Genomic DNA, 18,033 nt, shown 5'->3' on the forward strand with positions numbered 1-18,033 from the left:
AAAATATGAAAAGACTCGATAAAATACCAACATCAAAAATAGAAAGAACAACTAAATTAGTTACTACAGGTTTAAAACTTGGTGTAAACTATGCAAAGTATTACGGAAATAAAATCACAAAATCAGAAGAAGAGGCAAGAGCTCAGTTAAATGAAGATAATGCAACTGATATTTATGACGGTTTAAAAGAATTAAAAGGTTCGGCATTAAAAGTAGCGCAAATGCTAAGCATGGAAAAGAATTTATTGCCAAGTGCTTATGTTGAAAAATTTTCGTTATCACAATTTTCTGTTCCGCCACTTTCAGGACCTTTAGTAGTTAAAACTTTTAAAAAATATTTTAACAAAACACCTGAAGATGTTTTTGACACGTTTACAGCAGAATCTGTAAATGCGGCAAGTATCGGACAGGTTCATAAAGCTACGATAGGCGAAAAAATATTGGCTGTTAAAATTCAATATCCTGGTGTTGCAAATAGTATTTCTACCGATTTAGCATTGGTAAAACCGATTGCTATGAAAATGTTTAATATAAGAGGCGAAGGTTCTGATGAATATTTTAAAGAAGTTGAAAGTAAACTATTAGAAGAAACAAATTACGTTTTAGAATTAGCACAGAGTAACGAAATAGCGAATGCTTGTGCACATATTCCAAATTTAAAATTTCCGAAATATTACGAAGAATTTTCTACGGATAGAATTTTAACAATGGATTGGATGGACGGAATTCATTTGTCAGAATTTACATCAAAAGGATATGATGAACAAACGGCAAATAAATTAGGACAAGCTTTATGGGATTTTTATATGTATCAAATGCATGTCTTAAAAAAAGTACATGCCGACCCGCATCCTGGTAATTTTTTGGTATCCAAAGAAAATGATTTAATTGTTATCGATTTTGGATGTATGAAAGAAGTACCAATGACTTTTTATACGCCATATTTCGAGTTAGCCAAACGAGAAAATATTGAAAATCCTGCTTTTTTTGAAAGTAAATTATACGAATTAGAAATTTTGAAAAAAGACGATTCCGAAGAAGAAAAAGCCTTTTTTAAAGAATTGTTTTACGAAATGTTGTATTTATTTACATCGCCTTTTCAGCAAGAATCTTTTGATTTTTCTGATGGTATTTTCTTTGGTAAAATAGCCGATTTAGGACAAAAATATGCAAAAAGTACTGAGTTGAAAAAAATGAACGGAAATAGAGGTTCGAAACATTTTATTTATATCAACAGAACATTTTTCGGTTTATATAATTTAATGCACGATTTAAAATCGACTCATATAAAAATTAATAATTACAAGAATTTATAAATGCATTTATCAAGAAAAGCTATAGATGAGATGAATCATCTGTATAAAATAAATCTAATGAACAGTATTTCTGGTTATAAACCAGCAAATTTAATTGCTACAAAATCGGAAGATGGAACTAGTAATGTAGCTGTTTTTAGTTCTATTGTTCATTATGGCTCTAGTCCTGCAATTTTAGGATTTGTTTTGCGTCCGACAACCGTGGCAAGAAATACCTATGACAACATTAAAAAAACAGGTTTTTATACGATAAATGCTATTAACGAAGCCATAATTGAAGATGCACATCATACATCGGCTAAATATCCTTCAGGAGTTTCAGAGTTTGATAAAACGGATTTAACCGAAATTTATAAAGATGATTTTTTTGCACCTTATGTAGCAGAATCGCCTATAAAAATAGGAATGAAATTTTTAGAAGAACATCATATAAAAGCAAACGGAACAATTTTAGTTCTAGGCGAAGTAACCGATTTGTATTTTAAAGATTCAATGCTTTCTGAGGATGGTTTTTTAAATTTATCCGAAGAAAAAATTGCAGCAATTAATGGTTTAGATACGTATATGGTTGCAAAAGAATATAAAAGATTATCATACCAAAGACCAAAGTAACACAATAATTAATATGTAAAACATCAAGAAAATGAAAATTTTAATCACAGGAACAACAGGATATATTGCAAAAAGATTGGTATTAAAATTACTAGATGCAGGTCATGAATTAGTATGCTGTGTCCGTGATTTAAAACGAATTCCTGATGAAATAGAATACAAAGACAATATTTCATTTATAAAAGTTGATTTTTTACAAACCGAACAAATTGTTTTTCCTTCGGATATTGATGTTGCGTATTATTTAATTCATTCAATGGCTACGGATGCTACTAATTTTGAAGATTTAGAGCAAACTTGTGCCAAGAATTTTAAAAATATTGTCGAAAAAATAAATTGTAAGCAAGTCATTTATTTAAGTGGTATTGTAAATGATAGTTCTTTGTCTAAGCATTTGGCTTCTCGTTTTCAGGTAGAGAAAAATTTAGCTTCAAAAAAATATGCATTGACCACTTTTAGAGCAGGAATTATTGTTGGAAGCGGTAGTGCATCTTTTGAAATTATTAGAGATATTGTTGAAAAGTTACCTGTAATGGTTACGCCAAAATGGTTGAATACAAAATCGCAACCAATTGCAATTAGAGATGTATTAACTTTTTTAGAACGTGCTGTTGGAAATGAAAAATTGTATAACAAATCCTTTGATATTTGCGGTACAGAAGTGCTTACTTATAAAGAAATGCTTTTGCAATTTTCAGAAGTAAGAGGCTTTAAACGTTACATTTTAACACTACCACTTTTAACGCCAAAATTATCATCGTATTGGTTGTATTTTGTAACTTCTACGTCTTTTAATTTAGCACAAGCTTTGGTGGATAGTATGAAAGTTGAGGTAATTGCCAAGTCAAGTAATATCAATCAAATTTTAAATATACAGCCTATTTCTTATAAAGAATCGGTCGATTTAGCTTTTCAACGAATAGAACAAAATGCTGTAATATCAAGCTGGAAAGATGCTATTAGTAGCGGTGTTTTTCAAGCTCAATTATCTGATCATATTCAAATACCACAATACGGTTGTTTTATTGATGAACGTACTGTAAAAGTTATTGATGATGCTTTTACTCTTGATAAAATTTGGTCAATTGGAGGGAAAAATGGTTGGTATAGTTTTAATTGGTTATGGAAAATAAGAGGTTATGCCGATAAAATTTTCGGAGGAGTTGGCTTGCGTAGAGGAAGAACACATGATGCATCTTTAGAAGCTGGTGATCCGTTAGATTTTTGGCGTGTTTTATTGGCTGATAAAAAAGAAAAAAGACTTTTGTTATTTGCAGAAATGAAATTACCTGGAGAAGCTTGGTTAGAGTTCAAAATAGTAAATGATACTTTACATCAAAAAGCAGTTTTCAGACCCAAAGGAGTTTTAGGACGCTTGTATTGGTATTCCGTTTTACCGTTTCATGCTTTTGTATTTAAAGGAATGATAAATGCTTTGGTAAAAAAATAATCAAAAATTATGAATCACAGAGATATAGATAGAATAATAGAAATGGCATGGGAAGATAGAACTACGTTCGATGCTATAAAGTTTCAGTTTGGTTTAAAAGAACAACAAGTAATCGAATTAATGCGTAAAGAATTAAAACTGTCTAGTTTTAAATTATGGAGAGCAAGAGTTCAAGGTCGTTCAACCAAACATCAAGCAAAACGAATTTTCGAAAAAGGAAGGTTCAAATGTACAAGGCAAAAAAGTATCAGTAATAATAAAGTTTCTAAGCGATAATAAGAGATAAAGTGAATGAAGAAAATAGCAATTACAAGAAAAGAGCATTTTAACTCGGCTCATAGACTTCATAATCTTAATTGGTCAATTGAAAAAAATAAAGAGGTATTTGGTAAATGTAATAATGAAAATTACCATGGGCATAATTACGATTTAGAGGTAACTATTATCGGAGCAATTAATCCTGATACAGGATATGTAATAGATACTAAGATACTTTCAAATCATATTAAAAATGAAATATTAGAACCTTTTGATCATAAAAACTTAAATCTTGATACAGAAGATTTTGAGTTTTTAAATCCAACTGTAGAAAATATTGCAGTTGTAATTTATAATAAATTAAAAAAAGTAATAAGTAACGATTTAGAAATAAAAATTAAACTATATGAAACAGCCAGAAACTTTGTTGAATACCCCTATTAAAAATGGTTATAACGGTCTGTCTGTAGAAGAGATAGGAGATAATCATTTATCAATAGGTATTGATACACCAATGACACTTGATGCATTTTTAATGTCAGATAAAGAAAAGAAGCAAAAAATAGCAATGCTTTTTAAAGAAATTATGCAAACGATGGGTTTAGACTTAAATGACGATTCATTAAAAGGCACTCCAAATAGAGTTGCAAAAATGTATATAGATGAAATATTTTCAGGGTTAAATCCAGAAAATAAACCTAAAATAGCATTGTTTGATAATAAATATCAATATAATCAGATGTTGGTAGAAAAAGATATTACTTTTTACTCTAATTGTGAACATCATTTTGTTCCAATAATAGGGAAAGCACATATAGCTTATATATCATCAGGTAAAGTAATAGGACTATCTAAATTAAACAGAATAGTACAATATTATGCAAAACGCCCACAAGTACAAGAGCGTTTGACCAATCAAATTGCAACAGATTTAAAAGAGATATTAGATACCGAAAATGTTGCAGTAATAATAGATGCAAAACATTTATGTGTATCATCTAGAGGAGTAGAGGATAATGCATCATCTACTTTAACTTGTTATTATGGAGGTGTTTTTAATACTTCAGAGAAAATTGTCGAACTTCAAAATTATTTAAAATGAGTACATTAAATTTAGTAGAAGAAGCATTAGATTTTGAAAAAAATTATAAATCTTTTAGAACAAGAAACGACAAAATAATAGCTTCTAGAAAAGCTAAAGAAATAGTTTTAGCTATCAATGAAATTTATAAGAAAAATAGAGATAAAAAATTAATGGATATTATGAAACGTATTACATTGATTAAACAGAAAATTGAAAAAAGGTTAAAAGGAAGATTATGAAAACAATTGTAGTAGTAGGAGGTAGCTCGGGTATCGGAAAAGCTATTGTAAATAAATTAAAAGATACACATCAAATCATCAATATAAGTAGAACAGCACCCGAAGAACATGAAAATGTAACGCATTATTCATGCGATGTTTTAAATGATGAATTACCAGTTTTAAAAGATATTAATGGATTGGTATATTGTCCTGGAAGTATCAATTTAAAATCATTTACTCGACTTAAAGTTGCCGATTTTAAAACTGATTTTGAAATAAATGTTATAGGCGCAATCAATACTTTAAAAGCATACGAAACTAGTTTGGCAAAAAACAACGGAAGCGTGGTCTTATTTAGTACAGTTGCTTCTGCTTTAGGAATGCCATTTCATGCAAGTATTGCTACAAGTAAATCGGCAGTTGAAGGTTTAACAAAATCGTTAGCAGCAGAGTATGCAACTAAAATTCGTTTTAATGCGATTGCTCCAACCGTAACAGATACACCACTTGCAAAACGTTTGTTAAGAAATGAAAAGCAACAAGAAAGTATGCAAGACAGGCATCCGCTAAAAAAATATTTAACACCTCAAGAAGTTGCAGGTTTGGCTAGTTATTTATTATCAGAGGATGCAAGTTCAATAACAGGACAAATTATTCCTATGGATGCAGGAATTGTAAGTGTAAAATTATAATTGTACTCGAATGAAATGGCTAATTTTATTCACTATTTTTTTATGTATGAATGATGAGGTAATAATTTTTGATAAAAATACAACATCCCAAAATTGGATTATCACAAATGATGATGTTATGGGAGGCGTATCGACATCATCTATGAAATTGAATAACGATAAACAACTTGTTTTTTCGGGAGCTGTTTCTTTAGATAATAACGGCGGTTTTGCAATGACAAGATTACCTATCGCTATTAATTTTGATGATAAAAAAACAAATCTAGTTATAAAGTTAAAAGGCGATGGTAAAAAGTATCAGTTTAGAATAAAAGCCAAAGAAGATCAGCATTTTTGGTATGTTCAGCCGTTTGAAACGACCAATAAATCAGAAGAAATTATTTTGCCTTTACATAAATTTTATGCTTCATCTAGAGGTAATTTAGTTGATGTGCCAAATTATTCAGCAACTACTATTTCAGAAATTGTAATTTTGATAGGTAACAAAAAGAACGAAAATTTTAATATATCCATAGAAAAAATAACACTTCAATAAATGAAAACACTTAAAATAACCTTATCAATACTAGTAATTATGGCATTATTTAGTTTTTTATCAAATTCAGAAACAGTATCTCCTAATCAATCTTTATATGACATAGAAATTAAAGGAATTGACGGAAAAAGATTAGATTTAAATCAATATAAAGGTAAAAAAATATTATTTGTAAACGTTGCCTCTAAATGCGGATTTACCAAGCAATATGATGGTTTACAAGAATTATATTCAAAATATAATGATAAATTAGTAGTCATCGGTTTGCCGTGTAATCAATTTGGAGAACAAGAACCTGGTGAAGCATCTGAAATAAAATCGTTTTGTAAATTAAATTTTGGAGTCGATTTTCCATTAACCGAAAAAATAGCCGTTAAAGGAGTTGACAAACATCCGTTATATCAATGGTTAACAGAAAAAGAAAAAAATGCAAAAATGGATTCGTCTGTAAAATGGAATTTTCAAAAATATTTAGTTGACGAAGAAGGAAGATTAATTGATGTTTTCTATTCAATTACAAAACCAATGAGTACTAAAATAACAAGCCTTTTATAAATGATGAATTTTAAAAAACACTCAGGAATTTATACGCTAGAAACAGTACAAGAATTAAAAATGCCGTTAGCAAAAGCATGGGATTATTTTTCATCACCAGAAAATTTAGCCAAAATTACGCCAAAAAAAATGGGTTTTAATATCACTTCAAAAGTTGATAAAAAAGCATATCCTGGGCAAATAATAACATATAAAGTATCGCCTGTTCCGTTTGTAAAAACAAATTGGGTAACAGAAATAACGCAAGTAAAAGAACAAGCTTTTTTTATTGATGAGCAACGTTTCGGACCTTATTCAATGTGGCATCACGAACATTTTTTTGAAGCCTTGCCAAACGGAAATACCTTAATGAAAGATAAAATTTCCTATAAAATACCGTTCGGTTTTTTAGGACATATAGCGCAAGCTCTTTTTATCAAAAAACAATTAACAAGTATTTTTGAATATCGATATATAATTTTAGAAAAAATGTTTAATGGCAAATAAAGTAGCGATATTTTGGTTTCGTAGAGATTTGCGTTTAGAAGATAACGTAGCTTTATTTAATGCTTTAAATTCATCAAATAAAGTACTGCCAATATTTATTTTTGATGAAGAAATTTTAGATAATTTACCCAAAAATGATGCCCGAGTTTCATTTATTTATCAAACATTAGAGCAATTAGATACCGATTTAAAAGCAGTTGGTTCATCTTTATTGATAAAAAAAGGAAATCCTCTTGAAGTTTGGAAAACAATAATTTCAGAATTTGATATTTCAGCAGTTTATACCAATAAAGATTACGAACCGTATGGATTACAAAGAGATGCAGAAATTAGCGATTTTTTGAAATCAAAAAGTATTGATTTTTTAAGTTATAAAGACCAAGTTATTTTTGAAGAAGCTGAGGTTACCAAAAATGATGGTTTGCCATATACCGTTTATACGCCTTATAAAAATAAGTGGTTGCAGAAATTTAATGCCGAAGAAGATTTAAAAAATTATGAAATAAATTTTGATAATTTTCATCAATTTACATCAGAAATACCTTCTTTAAAATTCATAGGATTTAATGAAAGTAGTATAAAAGTAAAGCCTTATAATTTATCAAATTTAACAAATTACGATGAAGTTCGTGATTTTCCTTTTATCGATAAAACATCTTATTTATCGCCTTATTTTCGTTTCGGATTGGTCAGTGTTCGTAAAATGGTGCAATTTGCTTTAAAAACGAATGCTACTTTTTTAAATGAATTGATTTGGCGAGAATTTTTTATGCAAGTGTTATTTCATTTTCCAAAAGTGGTTACAAATAATTTTAAGCAAAAATACGATGCCGTTCCGTGGAGAAATAACGAAGCCGAATTTGAAAAATGGTGTAAAGGAGAAACGGGGTATCCGATGGTCGATGCAGGCATGCGACAGTTAAATAAAACGGGTTATATGCACAATCGGGTACGCATGATTACGGCAGGTTTTTTATGTAAACATCTGTTAATTGATTGGCGTTGGGGCGAAGCGTATTTTGCTGAAAAACTATTAGATTACGAATTGTCAGCAAACAATGGAAATTGGCAATGGGCAGCAGGAACAGGTTGTGATGCTGCACCATATTTTAGAGTTTTTAACCCTGAAGCACAATTAAAAAAGTTCGATAAAGACTTACAATACATTCGAAAATGGATTGAAAATTTTGATGAATTAACATATCCACAGCCAATGGTTGAACATAAATTTGCCAGAGAAAGAGCAATTTCGACTTATAAAGAAGCCTTAAATTAATTGCGAAAGAAAAAGGTTCAAAGAATTAAATCTTTGAACCTTTTTGAAGTTGTTTTTTATAATTATTTGAAGCAATTTCCCGCTTTCCGCACTCGCTTTTTTTTGAAGAAAAATCAAAAACAGCCCTCAAACAAATGCTTCAATCGGGGCTAGAATTTTCTGCTATCTTTTTTATATTTTACTAAACAATATATTCTTTCGCTTTTTCTAAAGCTTTAGGGATTCCGCCAGGATTTTTACCTCCAGCAGTTGCAAAGAAATTCTGTCCACCACCACCACCGTGGATTAGTTTTCCTAATTCTCTAACAACTTTACCAGCATCGTAACCACGTTCTGCAGCTAATTCTTTCGAAATATAACAAGTTAACATTGCTTTATCTGCTTTTTCAGAAGAGGCAAAGAATAAGAATAAATTTTTAAAATCTTTTCCTAAAGCAAATGCTAAATTTTTAATTCCGTTGGCATCTAAAGCAACTTTAGTCGCTAAAAACTGCACACCGTTTATTTCTTGTAATTGATTTCTTAATTCACCCGATAAATTTTCAGCCTTTTCTTTAAGTAACTGTTCTACTTGCTTTTTTAAAGTAGCGTTTTCATCTTGTAAATTAGTTACCGATTTTACAACATCTTTAGGGTTTTTAAATAGTTGTTTTATATCAGTAAAGTTACGTTCAACATCTTCAAAATAATTACCAACAGCTACATTTGTAATTGCTTCAATTCTTCTAATTCCTGAAGCAACAGCACCTTCCGATTTTATTTTAAAATGCCAAATATCACCAGTTTGTGGAACGTGAGTTCCTCCACATAATTCCATTGATTGACCAAATTTAATGGCTCTTACGGCATCTCCGTATTTTTCGCCAAATAAAGCAATTGCTCCTTCATCAATAGCTTGTTGCATCGGAATATTTCTTCTTTCAATTAAAGAAAGATTTTCACGAATACGAGCATTTACAAAATCTTCAATTTCTTGTAATTCATCCGAAGTTACTTTAGAGAAATGAGAAAAATCGAAACGTAAATGTTTAGGACTCACTAACGAACCTTTTTGCTCAACATGAGTTCCTAAAATTGTACGTAATGCTTGATGTAATAAATGCGTAGCAGTATGATTACTTGCAGATAAATTTCTACTATTTTTATTAACTACGGCTTTAAATTTTTCTGATAAATTTGCAGGTAAAGTTTTAGTATAGTGAATAATTAAATTGTTTTCTTTTTTAGTGTTTACTACGTAAATTAAATCTCCGTTAGAAGTTTTAATATGTCCAACATCACCAACTTGTCCACCACCTTCAGGATAAAAAGGAGTCATGTTAAAAACTAATTGATATTGTTCACCATCTTTTTTAGTGGTTACTTTTCTGTATCGAGTTAATTTAACATCAGCAGTTAAGGTATCGTATCCGATAAACTCTTCTTCGTCATCTTCAATTAAAACATTCCAATCATCAGTTTCAATAGCCGTTGCAGCTCTTCCTCTGTCTTGTTGTTGTTTTAAAGCTTCTTTATATTCTTCTTTATTATAATCTAATCCTTTTTCAGATAAAACTAATGCCGTTAAATCTTCAGGAAAACCATACGTATCTTTTAATTCAAATACTTTTTTACCAGAAATTACTTTGTTTCCAGCATTAGCTGTCATAGTATCTAGTAATAACAAACCTTGCTCTAATGTTTTTAGGAAAGATTGTTCTTCTTCTTTAATAACATTTCGGGCTAATTGTTCTTGTGCTTTTATCTCTGGAAAAGCATCACCCATTTGGTCGCTTAACGTTGCGACTAATTTATAGATAAAAGGTTCTTTCTGATTTAAGAACGTAAAACCGTAACGAATAGCTCTTCTTAATATTCTTCGGATGACATAACCTGCACCAGTATTACTAGGTAATTGACCATCGGCAATAGAAAATGCTACAGCACGAACATGATCGGCAATTACACGAATTGCGATATCTGTTTGATCATCTGCAACTGATGAATCTTCATATTTTACGCCTGTAATAGTTTGAATTTCTCTAATAATCGGCGTAAAAACATCAGTATCATAATTAGATTGTACGCCTTGTAAAGCCATACATAAACGCTCAAATCCCATACCTGTATCAATATGTGTAGCAGGTAAGTTTTCTAGGCTTCCGTTAGCTTTACGGTTGAATTGCATAAAAACTAAGTTCCAAACTTCCACCACATGTGGATGATCTAAATTTACCAAAGATGCTCCCGAAACTTTTGCTTTTTCATCCGCAGAGCGAATATCAATATGAATTTCAGAACACGGTCCACAAGGTCCTTGTGCACCCATTTCCCAGAAATTATCTTTTTTATTTCCTAATAAAATACGGTCTTCAGCAATATATTGTTTCCAAATATCGTAGGCTTCTGTATCTTTTGCTAAACCTTCTTTTTCATCACCTTCAAAAATAGTAACATATAAAATGTCTTTGTCTATTTTATAAACTTCAGTCAATAATTCCCAAGCCCAAGCAATCGCTTCTTTTTTGAAATAATCGCCAAAAGACCAATTTCCAAGCATTTCAAATAATGTATGATGATACGTGTCTTTTCCAACTTCTTCTAAATCGTTATGTTTTCCAGAAACACGCAAACATTTTTGAGAATCGGCAACTCTAGCATCCACTATTTTTTTCTGTCCTAAAAAATATTCTTTAAAAGGAACCATTCCTGCATTTACAAACATTAAAGTAGGATCGTTCTTTAACACCATTGGCGAAGATGGAACGATAGCATGGTTTTTAGACTTGTAGAATTCTAAAAATTTTGATCTTATTTCTTGAGATTTCATATGTTTTGAGCTCGAAAATTTTGTTAAATAATCATTAAAAAACAGCTAATTAGAAGTAGTTTTAAAATAGTTATTATATTAGTTGCTAAGTATTGTATTTTTATTACTTACTTGAAAAAGACAAAAATAAGATATTTAGTAGTATGAAAGCAAAATGTTTTTTTAATCAGCTTGAATAAAAATAAGATTAATTTAAGCGTATTTAAAAGAACGTATTAAGTGAATTTTTAGCATTAAAAATTGATGAAATTAAAAGAAAAGGTAGATTTTTCAGGATTGTTTGATACACATTATGAAAAATTATATAACTACGCTATTAAAATAGTAAAAGATGAAAGTATATCGAATGATTTATTACAAGACACTTTTATAAAGTTATGGGAAAATATCGATTCGATGAAAATAAATCATCGATCTATAGAATCTTTTTTGATTATAACATTAAAAAATAAAATTGTAGATCATTTTAGAAAAGAAAACGTAAAAAAGAAACACTTAAATCTGTATGTTTTAAATAAAGATATTGAAGAAGAAATAAATAATGAATGGGATTTGTTAAAAACAATAGAAGAAGTATATAGGTTACTTCCTCAAAAAACAATTGAAATTTTTAAGCTTTCAAGAGATAAAGGACATACTTATGCTGAAATAGCATCCATAAAAAATATATCAATAAAAACGGTAGAAGCTCATATTTCAAAGGCTTTGCAAGTTTTTAAAAAAGAATTAGTAAATTTTTTATAAAAAAAATAGGGTACTTGTTGTTCAGAAACGTTTTATAATAAATCTCATATTATTATGAAGCGAGACAAAATTGAAGAAACAGACCTTTGGGCTTATGTATCAAACACAGCAAGTGTTGCTATTAAAGCTAAGGTTGAGCGATGGAAAAACTCAACAGAATATGATGAACAATTATTTGAGGAAATCAAAAAAATAAATCAAATTACTAAAGAAAATAGTAGTGTAGCTACACCTAATATAGAAAAGAATAAAACCAACTTTTTCAAAAAGATAGAAAGTAAGGAAAAGAAAAATAACTTTAAAAAGCTTTTCTTTAAATATGCTGCGGCAGCAATAATAGTATTAAGTACTTCTTTTTTCGCCTATTTTATAACACAATCTAAAGAAATATTTATAGCAACAACTTACGGAGAACAAAAGGAAGTAACGCTTTCAGATGGATCTGTTGTTTGGTTAAATGCTTCGAGTAAAATTTCATATAAGGAAAATTCTCCAAGAACCATCCGTTTAGAAGGGGAAGCTTTTTTTGAAGTAGCAAAAGATAAAAAGCATCCGTTTACGGTAGAAACTCCAGATAATATTATAGTTAAAGCATTAGGAACTAGCTTTAATATTAAATCTTACAAAGAAAATAATTATTATGAAACAGTTTTATTTACAGGCAAAGTAGCAGTTAATGTTAAAGATTCTGAAAAAAATAAAATGATAATGTTACCTAATGATAAAATAAGAATTCTGAAGAAAAATAAACAAATTATAAAATCTGTTATCAAAAATAAAATGAATACTATTTCTTGGAGAGAAGGTAAAATTCAGTTTAAGAACAAAACATTTAAAGAAATAGCTACCGATTTTAAGAATCAATATAATTTGAAGTTTCATTTTGAAAATGAAAAAATATCAAATATAAAATTTACTGGAACTTTTGAAAAAACAATGCCTATAGGAGAAATTTTAGAAATTTTAAAAATAACAAAACCTTTTGAATATCATTTTAATACTCAAAAAAATACTTGGATTATTAAATAAAAAATAGGAGAACTGCAATTCTCCTATTTAAAATTGCTGATAAATTTAATTTTAATTGAACAAAACCATCTAACAACATTCAAATCTATGAAAAACAAACAATTTATAACCCAATTAGGGTTAAAAAATGTATCCCAAAAACATGCGTTTTTAATGAAAATCACTTTATCAATTTTTTTATTTTGTTGCTTACAAATAGCAGCAACGAATACTTTTTCTCAAAAAAATGTAACACTAAACTATGAAAACACAACTTTAGAAGCTATTTTAAATCAAATAGAAAAACAAACTAATTATAACTTTGTTTTTAATAATGATGAAGTTAATATTCAACAAAAATTTACGATTAATGTAGTTAATAAAGAGCTTAATAAAGCTATAAAACTATTGTTTAGAAATACAGCAATAAAACATCAGGTAAAAAATGAATTGATAATTTTATCTAAAGATAAAGAAACTTATCAAAAGAATATTTTAAAAAAACAGCAACAAAAATATACTATTAGTGGAACCGTAAAAGATGCTACAACTGGTGAAACATTATTAGGTGCAAATGTAATTGTGAAAAATCCTTTAAAGGGAACGGTTACCAATGAATATGGTTTCTATTCTATGACACTTTTAAAAGGTATTTATGTTGTCGAAATTTCTTATATCGGTTATAAAAGTAAACAACTTGAGGTTGTTTTAAATAAAGATATTAAGAAGAACTTTGAATTAACTTTAAGTGAAAATGCCTTAGAAGAAGTTGTTGTAAAATCAACGAATACTAGTAAAAGTCAACTAAAAACAATTTTAACGGGCGTTTCTAGTTTGAAAGCTTCTGAAATAAAAAAGCTTCCTGCATTTTTTGGTGAACCAGATATTACAAGAGCAATTTTAACACAACCTGGAGTTAGTTCGGTAGGAGAAGGCGCTAGTGGATTTAATGTTAGAGGAGGTAATATTGATCAGAATTTATTATTATTAGATGAAGCACCATTATATAATTCATCTCATTTATGGGGACTTTTTTCGGCAATTAATGCCGATGCGTTAAAAGATATAAAATTTTACAAAGGAGGTATTCCAGCACGTTTTGGAGGTAGAGCTTCTTCGGTATTAGATATGAGACAGAAAGAAGGTAGTTCTAAAATTTTTAAAGCAGAAGGAGGCGTTGGTTTGTTATTTTCAAGATTAACCCTAGAAGGACCGATAAAAAAAGATAAACTTAGTTTTTTAGTGTCAGGGCGTAGAACTTATTTTGATTTGTTTTTTCCATTAGCAGGAGAAGACCTGAAAAAACAAAAAATGTATTTTTATGATTTAAATACAAAATTAGCGTGGAATATAAATGATAATAATAAATTGTTTTTATCAGGATATTTCGGTCAAGATGTAATGAAGTTTAAAGCTGAAGAAGAACTTGTATATGATGAAAAAACAAAAGAAAATAAAAAAGAACCTGGAGGGAAAATAGACTTCTTATGGAATAATGCCACTACAAGTTTACGTTGGAATCATATATTTTCGAATAAACTGTTCATGAATGTATCAACGATTTATAGTTCTTATAAATATTCCTTAGCTGCTGAAAATGATGGTCCTTCACAAACAGATTCAGGAAGTGCATTTGAATGGACATCATCGGTTGAAAATTATATTTTTAAACCAGATTTTACCTATTATTTGAATCCAGAAACAAAGATGAGGTTTGGAATACACGGAACGTATTATAGATTCACACCAGCAAAGATTACAAGTACTGAACAAGGAATAAGTAATATAGATTTTTCTGTAGAAAAAGGCTTGGAAATAGCACCGTATTATGAACTAGAAAAAAAATGGAATAAGTTATCTCTAAATTTAGGAGCGCGTTATGCTATCTTTAGAAATATTGGACCCTATGAAGTTGCTTCTTATGCTTCAGGATTTCCGAAAACACCAAGCACAATAACAGCACAGGTAAAGTATAAAAATGGAAAAACAATAAAAGAATATGCTGGTTTTGAACCGCGTTTGTCTTTGAAATATGATATTGATAATCGAAAATCATTAAAAATTGGGTACAATAAAATGTATCAATATATACATTTAATGAGTAATAGTAGCGCTGCATTACCTTTTGATATTTGGAAACTTTCAGGAAAACATGTAAAGCCATTAGCGGTAAATCAATATTCTTTTGGGTTTGCATTTGACAATCAAAATAGAACCTATAATTTTTCGGTAGAAGGCTATTATAAAGATTTTAAAAATTTAGTAGAATATGTAAATAATGCCGATTTATTTATCAATAAAAATATTGAAACACAATTGCTTCCTGCTAATGGATATGCTTATGGAACAGAGTTTGCCGTTTATAAAACAAAAGGAAAATTAACAGGTAATTTAAATTATACGTACTCGGTTTCTAAAAGAAAAACTGTTAGTGAGTTTTCATCAGAAAATATAAATAATGGCGAATATTTTTCATCAAATTATGATAAGCCTCACATATTTAATGCAACTGCCAATTATAAATTTAGTGATAAATGGACGCTGGGAACTTTTTTTACTTTCCAATCAGGAAGACCAACTACATTAATAACAGGAAGAGGTGTTTATGGTGAAAATCAAGATAAATCTATTTTTACCTATTCTGATAGAAATGCATACCGAATGAAAAATACACATCGATTAGATGTTTCATTAACATATACACCAGAATCTAGTTTATATTCAAAATGGAAAGGGAGTTGGAGTTTTGGAGTTTATAATATTTATGGAAGAAAAAATGCTTTTTCTAATTATTATACTTTTTCTAATAAAGAAAATCAAAATACAGGAATTTCTAAAACATTAAACAAGAAACAGTTTTCGCTGTTTGGAGCTCCAATACCATTTATTACGTATAATTTTAAATTTTAAAAAAATGAAATTACTATATATATTATTCATACTTATCATAAATATGGTTGCTTTTTTAAGTTGTTCACAAACCATTCCATTAGATGATATACACGAACCTAACATAATAATAAAAGGAGGAATAACAAAAAATAATGTTGTTTATGTTGATATACAAGAAACTGTTCCTGTAGATGTAATAACGAAAAAATCAATTAATACAGCAAAAGTTTCTTTGTATGCTAAAGGAGAAAATAGTTTAGATACAAAAATTGCTGATTTATCAATTTTAGATGAAAGAGACGGAATATATGTTATAGAAAATCAATTTAATCCGATAGTAAATAATTATTATTGGATAAAAATAATCTTAGAAGATGGAACTGTTTTAGAATCATATCCTGAAGTATTTAAAGAGAAAGTTGAGGTGAAAAGTATCACTATAAATAATGAAAATACACGCGTAACTTTTAAGGATTCTTCAACAGATCAAAAAGATTTTTATTTGATAGTCTATCGATTATATAATGAACAAGGAGATTTTATTTTTACTGATTTTTTTGTTCAAAATGATATTCTTTTTGAAGAAGACCAAGATCCTTTTTCTGAGATAGAGGATACTGCAAAAAGTATAGAAGTTGAAATTTCAAACATTGGTTATAATAATTATAACTTCTTCAAAAATTATTTATCTCAGGTAGAAGCACAAGATGTTGAAGATGGTGATTTCTTTTCACAATTATTCTCTGGTCCACCAGCGAATTTAGAAGGAAATATTATAAATAAAACCACAGGGAAAAAGGCATTAGGTTTTTTCGGTTTGTTCAATCCAACCATTAAAAAACAAGATTTTTAGTTTTTTATAAAAAAATAATTAAATAAAAATAAAAAGGAGCGTTTTAAAAAAACGTTCCTTTTTTTGATTAGACTTTTTGTTAAATTATCATTAAAAAACAACTAATTAAAAGTAGTTTTAAAACATTTTGTAAATTTGTGTGTTTACAAACAATACTTTATCAATCAAAATGTAAATAAAGTAATGAATAAAGTAGTTTGTTTAAAAGAACAAAACAGTACATTTAGTAGTATATAGCACTATGGCGAAAGTAAAATATTATTACGACCCTGATACCTTGTCGTATCGAAAAATAGAGTCGAAGAAAAGTGAAAAATATAAAAATTCTTTTTTAGGAATTATAGGAGTATTATTAATTGCCTTTTTTGGATTTATTGGTTTTAGTCAATTTTTGATGTCGCCTAATGAAAGGGCTCAGAAAAGAGAACTTGAAAATTTCAAATTGCATACAGAATTAATGTCAAAAGAATTAGGAATGTTATCGGAAAGATTAACAGAACTACAAAAACGAGACGACAATATTTATAGAACTTATTTTGAAGCAAGCCCAATTCCTGAAGAACAACGTAAAGCAGGTTTTGGAGGAGTAAACCGATATAAACATTTAGAAGGCTTTAAAAATAGTGCCATGATTACTAACGTAACCAAAGAGATAGAAATGTTGTCGAAACAAATGGTCGTGCAATCGAAATCATTAGATGAAATTGTAGGATTAGCCAAAGAAAAAGAAAAAATGCTAGCTTCTATACCTGCAATTCAACCTGTAAAAAATCAAGATTTAAAAAGAATGGCATCTGGTTATGGAATGCGATTGCATCCTATTTTAAAATCGTGGAGAATGCATAATGGAATGGATTTTACCGCACCAACAGGTACGCCTATTTTTGCATCAGGAAATGGAAAGATAAAAAAAGCACATCGTAGTGCCTCTTTTGGAAATGTTGTATATATCGATCATGGCTACGGATATGAAACTATTTACGCACACATGAGTAAAATTGCAACCCGAGAAGGAAAACAGGTAAAACGTGGCGATTTAATAGGATATGTAGGGAATACAGGACGTTCTGCTGCGCCACATTTACATTATGAAGTGCATAAAAATGGCAGACCTGTAAATCCTATTTATTATTATTATGGAGATTTAAGCCCTGAAGAATTTATAGCAATGCAAAAAGCATCACAACAAAAAGGACAATCATACGATTAAAAATAGTTCAAAATAATTAAGATAAAATATGC

At 29.1% G+C, this 18,033-nt stretch carries 18 protein-coding genes; 17 read left to right on the plus strand and 1 reads right to left on the minus strand.

Annotated elements, in window-relative coordinates; genetic code table 11:
• Window positions 1–5: 5 nt before the first annotated feature.
• From L0U72_RS04725 to L0U72_RS04780, 12 genes are read left to right on the plus strand one after another with little or no spacing between them, the layout of a single operon-like run.
• Entirely contained in the window at window positions 6–1,316 is a 1,311-nt protein-coding gene (locus tag L0U72_RS04725; RefSeq protein WP_233898542.1) for an ABC1 kinase family protein, read from the plus strand.
• Between the two features lie 57 nt (window positions 1,317–1,373).
• The gene (locus tag L0U72_RS04730; protein ID WP_233898543.1) at window positions 1,374–1,928 is read left to right on the plus strand and encodes a flavin reductase family protein; all 555 of its coding nucleotides are present in this window, start codon (window positions 1,374–1,376) and stop codon (window positions 1,926–1,928) included.
• A gap of 31 nt (window positions 1,929–1,959) precedes the next feature.
• The gene (locus L0U72_RS04735) at window positions 1,960–3,378 is read left to right on the plus strand and encodes an SDR family oxidoreductase (protein WP_233898544.1); all 1,419 of its coding nucleotides are present in this window, start codon (window positions 1,960–1,962) and stop codon (window positions 3,376–3,378) included.
• A gap of 9 nt (window positions 3,379–3,387) precedes the next feature.
• A complete protein-coding gene (locus L0U72_RS04740; RefSeq protein ID WP_101955010.1) occupies window positions 3,388–3,654 on the plus strand; it encodes a TIGR03643 family protein in 267 nt (88 codons plus the stop codon).
• A gap of 15 nt (window positions 3,655–3,669) precedes the next feature.
• Entirely contained in the window at window positions 3,670–4,080 is a 411-nt protein-coding gene (locus L0U72_RS04745) for a 6-pyruvoyl trahydropterin synthase family protein (protein WP_233898545.1), read from the plus strand.
• On the plus strand, window positions 4,043–4,738 hold the full coding sequence (gene folE, locus L0U72_RS04750) for a GTP cyclohydrolase I FolE (RefSeq protein WP_233898546.1): 696 nt from the start codon (window positions 4,043–4,045) through the stop codon (window positions 4,736–4,738). Before L0U72_RS04745 ends, folE begins: the two co-directional genes overlap by 38 nt.
• Window positions 4,735–4,959: a hypothetical protein gene (locus L0U72_RS04755; protein ID WP_233898547.1), complete on the plus strand. Its 225-nt coding sequence runs from the start codon at window positions 4,735–4,737 to the stop codon at window positions 4,957–4,959. The genes folE and L0U72_RS04755 overlap by 4 nt, the downstream gene beginning before the upstream one ends.
• Window positions 4,956–5,633 carry an SDR family NAD(P)-dependent oxidoreductase gene (locus tag L0U72_RS04760; RefSeq protein WP_233898548.1) on the plus strand — a complete coding sequence of 226 codons (678 nt, stop codon included), beginning with the start codon at window positions 4,956–4,958 and terminating at the stop codon, window positions 5,631–5,633. The genes L0U72_RS04755 and L0U72_RS04760 overlap by 4 nt, the downstream gene beginning before the upstream one ends.
• 10 nt (window positions 5,634–5,643) lie before the next feature.
• Complete coding sequence (locus L0U72_RS04765) at window positions 5,644–6,168, plus strand: CIA30 family protein (protein ID WP_233898549.1); 525 nt, start codon at window positions 5,644–5,646, stop codon at window positions 6,166–6,168.
• A 39-nt stretch (window positions 6,169–6,207) separates the two neighbouring features.
• Entirely contained in the window at window positions 6,208–6,723 is a 516-nt protein-coding gene (locus L0U72_RS04770; protein ID WP_394801452.1) for a glutathione peroxidase, read from the plus strand.
• Between the two features lie 3 nt (window positions 6,724–6,726).
• The gene (locus L0U72_RS04775) at window positions 6,727–7,209 is read left to right on the plus strand and encodes an SRPBCC family protein (RefSeq protein ID WP_233898551.1); all 483 of its coding nucleotides are present in this window, start codon (window positions 6,727–6,729) and stop codon (window positions 7,207–7,209) included.
• Window positions 7,199–8,485, plus strand: a complete 1,287-nt coding sequence (locus L0U72_RS04780; protein WP_233898552.1) for a cryptochrome/photolyase family protein — start codon at window positions 7,199–7,201, stop codon at window positions 8,483–8,485. Before L0U72_RS04775 ends, L0U72_RS04780 begins: the two co-directional genes overlap by 11 nt.
• A 181-nt stretch (window positions 8,486–8,666) precedes the next feature.
• Here L0U72_RS04780 and alaS read toward each other — a convergent pair whose 3' ends face one another.
• On the minus strand, window positions 8,667–11,294 hold the full coding sequence (gene alaS, locus L0U72_RS04785; protein WP_233898553.1) for an alanine--tRNA ligase: 2,628 nt from the start codon (window positions 11,292–11,294) through the stop codon (window positions 8,667–8,669).
• A 243-nt stretch (window positions 11,295–11,537) separates the two neighbouring features.
• On the opposite strand from alaS, the gene L0U72_RS04790 reads away from it, so the two are divergent.
• The 5 genes from L0U72_RS04790 to L0U72_RS04810 all read left to right on the plus strand — a co-directional run bounded on the left by L0U72_RS04790 (window position 11,538) and on the right by L0U72_RS04810 (window position 18,001).
• A complete protein-coding gene (locus tag L0U72_RS04790; RefSeq protein ID WP_233884493.1) occupies window positions 11,538–12,038 on the plus strand; it encodes a sigma-70 family RNA polymerase sigma factor in 501 nt (166 codons plus the stop codon).
• Between the two features lie 54 nt (window positions 12,039–12,092).
• Entirely contained in the window at window positions 12,093–13,067 is a 975-nt protein-coding gene (locus tag L0U72_RS04795; protein ID WP_233898554.1) for a FecR family protein, read from the plus strand.
• A gap of 87 nt (window positions 13,068–13,154) precedes the next feature.
• Window positions 13,155–15,956 carry a TonB-dependent receptor gene (locus L0U72_RS04800; RefSeq protein ID WP_233898555.1) on the plus strand — a complete coding sequence of 934 codons (2,802 nt, stop codon included), beginning with the start codon at window positions 13,155–13,157 and terminating at the stop codon, window positions 15,954–15,956.
• A 4-nt stretch (window positions 15,957–15,960) separates the two neighbouring features.
• A complete protein-coding gene (locus L0U72_RS04805) occupies window positions 15,961–16,791 on the plus strand; it encodes a DUF4249 domain-containing protein (RefSeq protein WP_233884490.1) in 831 nt (276 codons plus the stop codon).
• Between the two features lie 241 nt (window positions 16,792–17,032).
• Entirely contained in the window at window positions 17,033–18,001 is a 969-nt protein-coding gene (locus L0U72_RS04810; RefSeq protein WP_233898556.1) for a M23 family metallopeptidase, read from the plus strand.
• Window positions 18,002–18,033 lie beyond the last annotated feature (32 nt).

The organism is Tenacibaculum piscium (genome assembly GCF_021390755.1).
Classification (GTDB): Bacteria; Bacteroidota; Bacteroidia; order Flavobacteriales; family Flavobacteriaceae; genus Polaribacter; species Polaribacter piscius.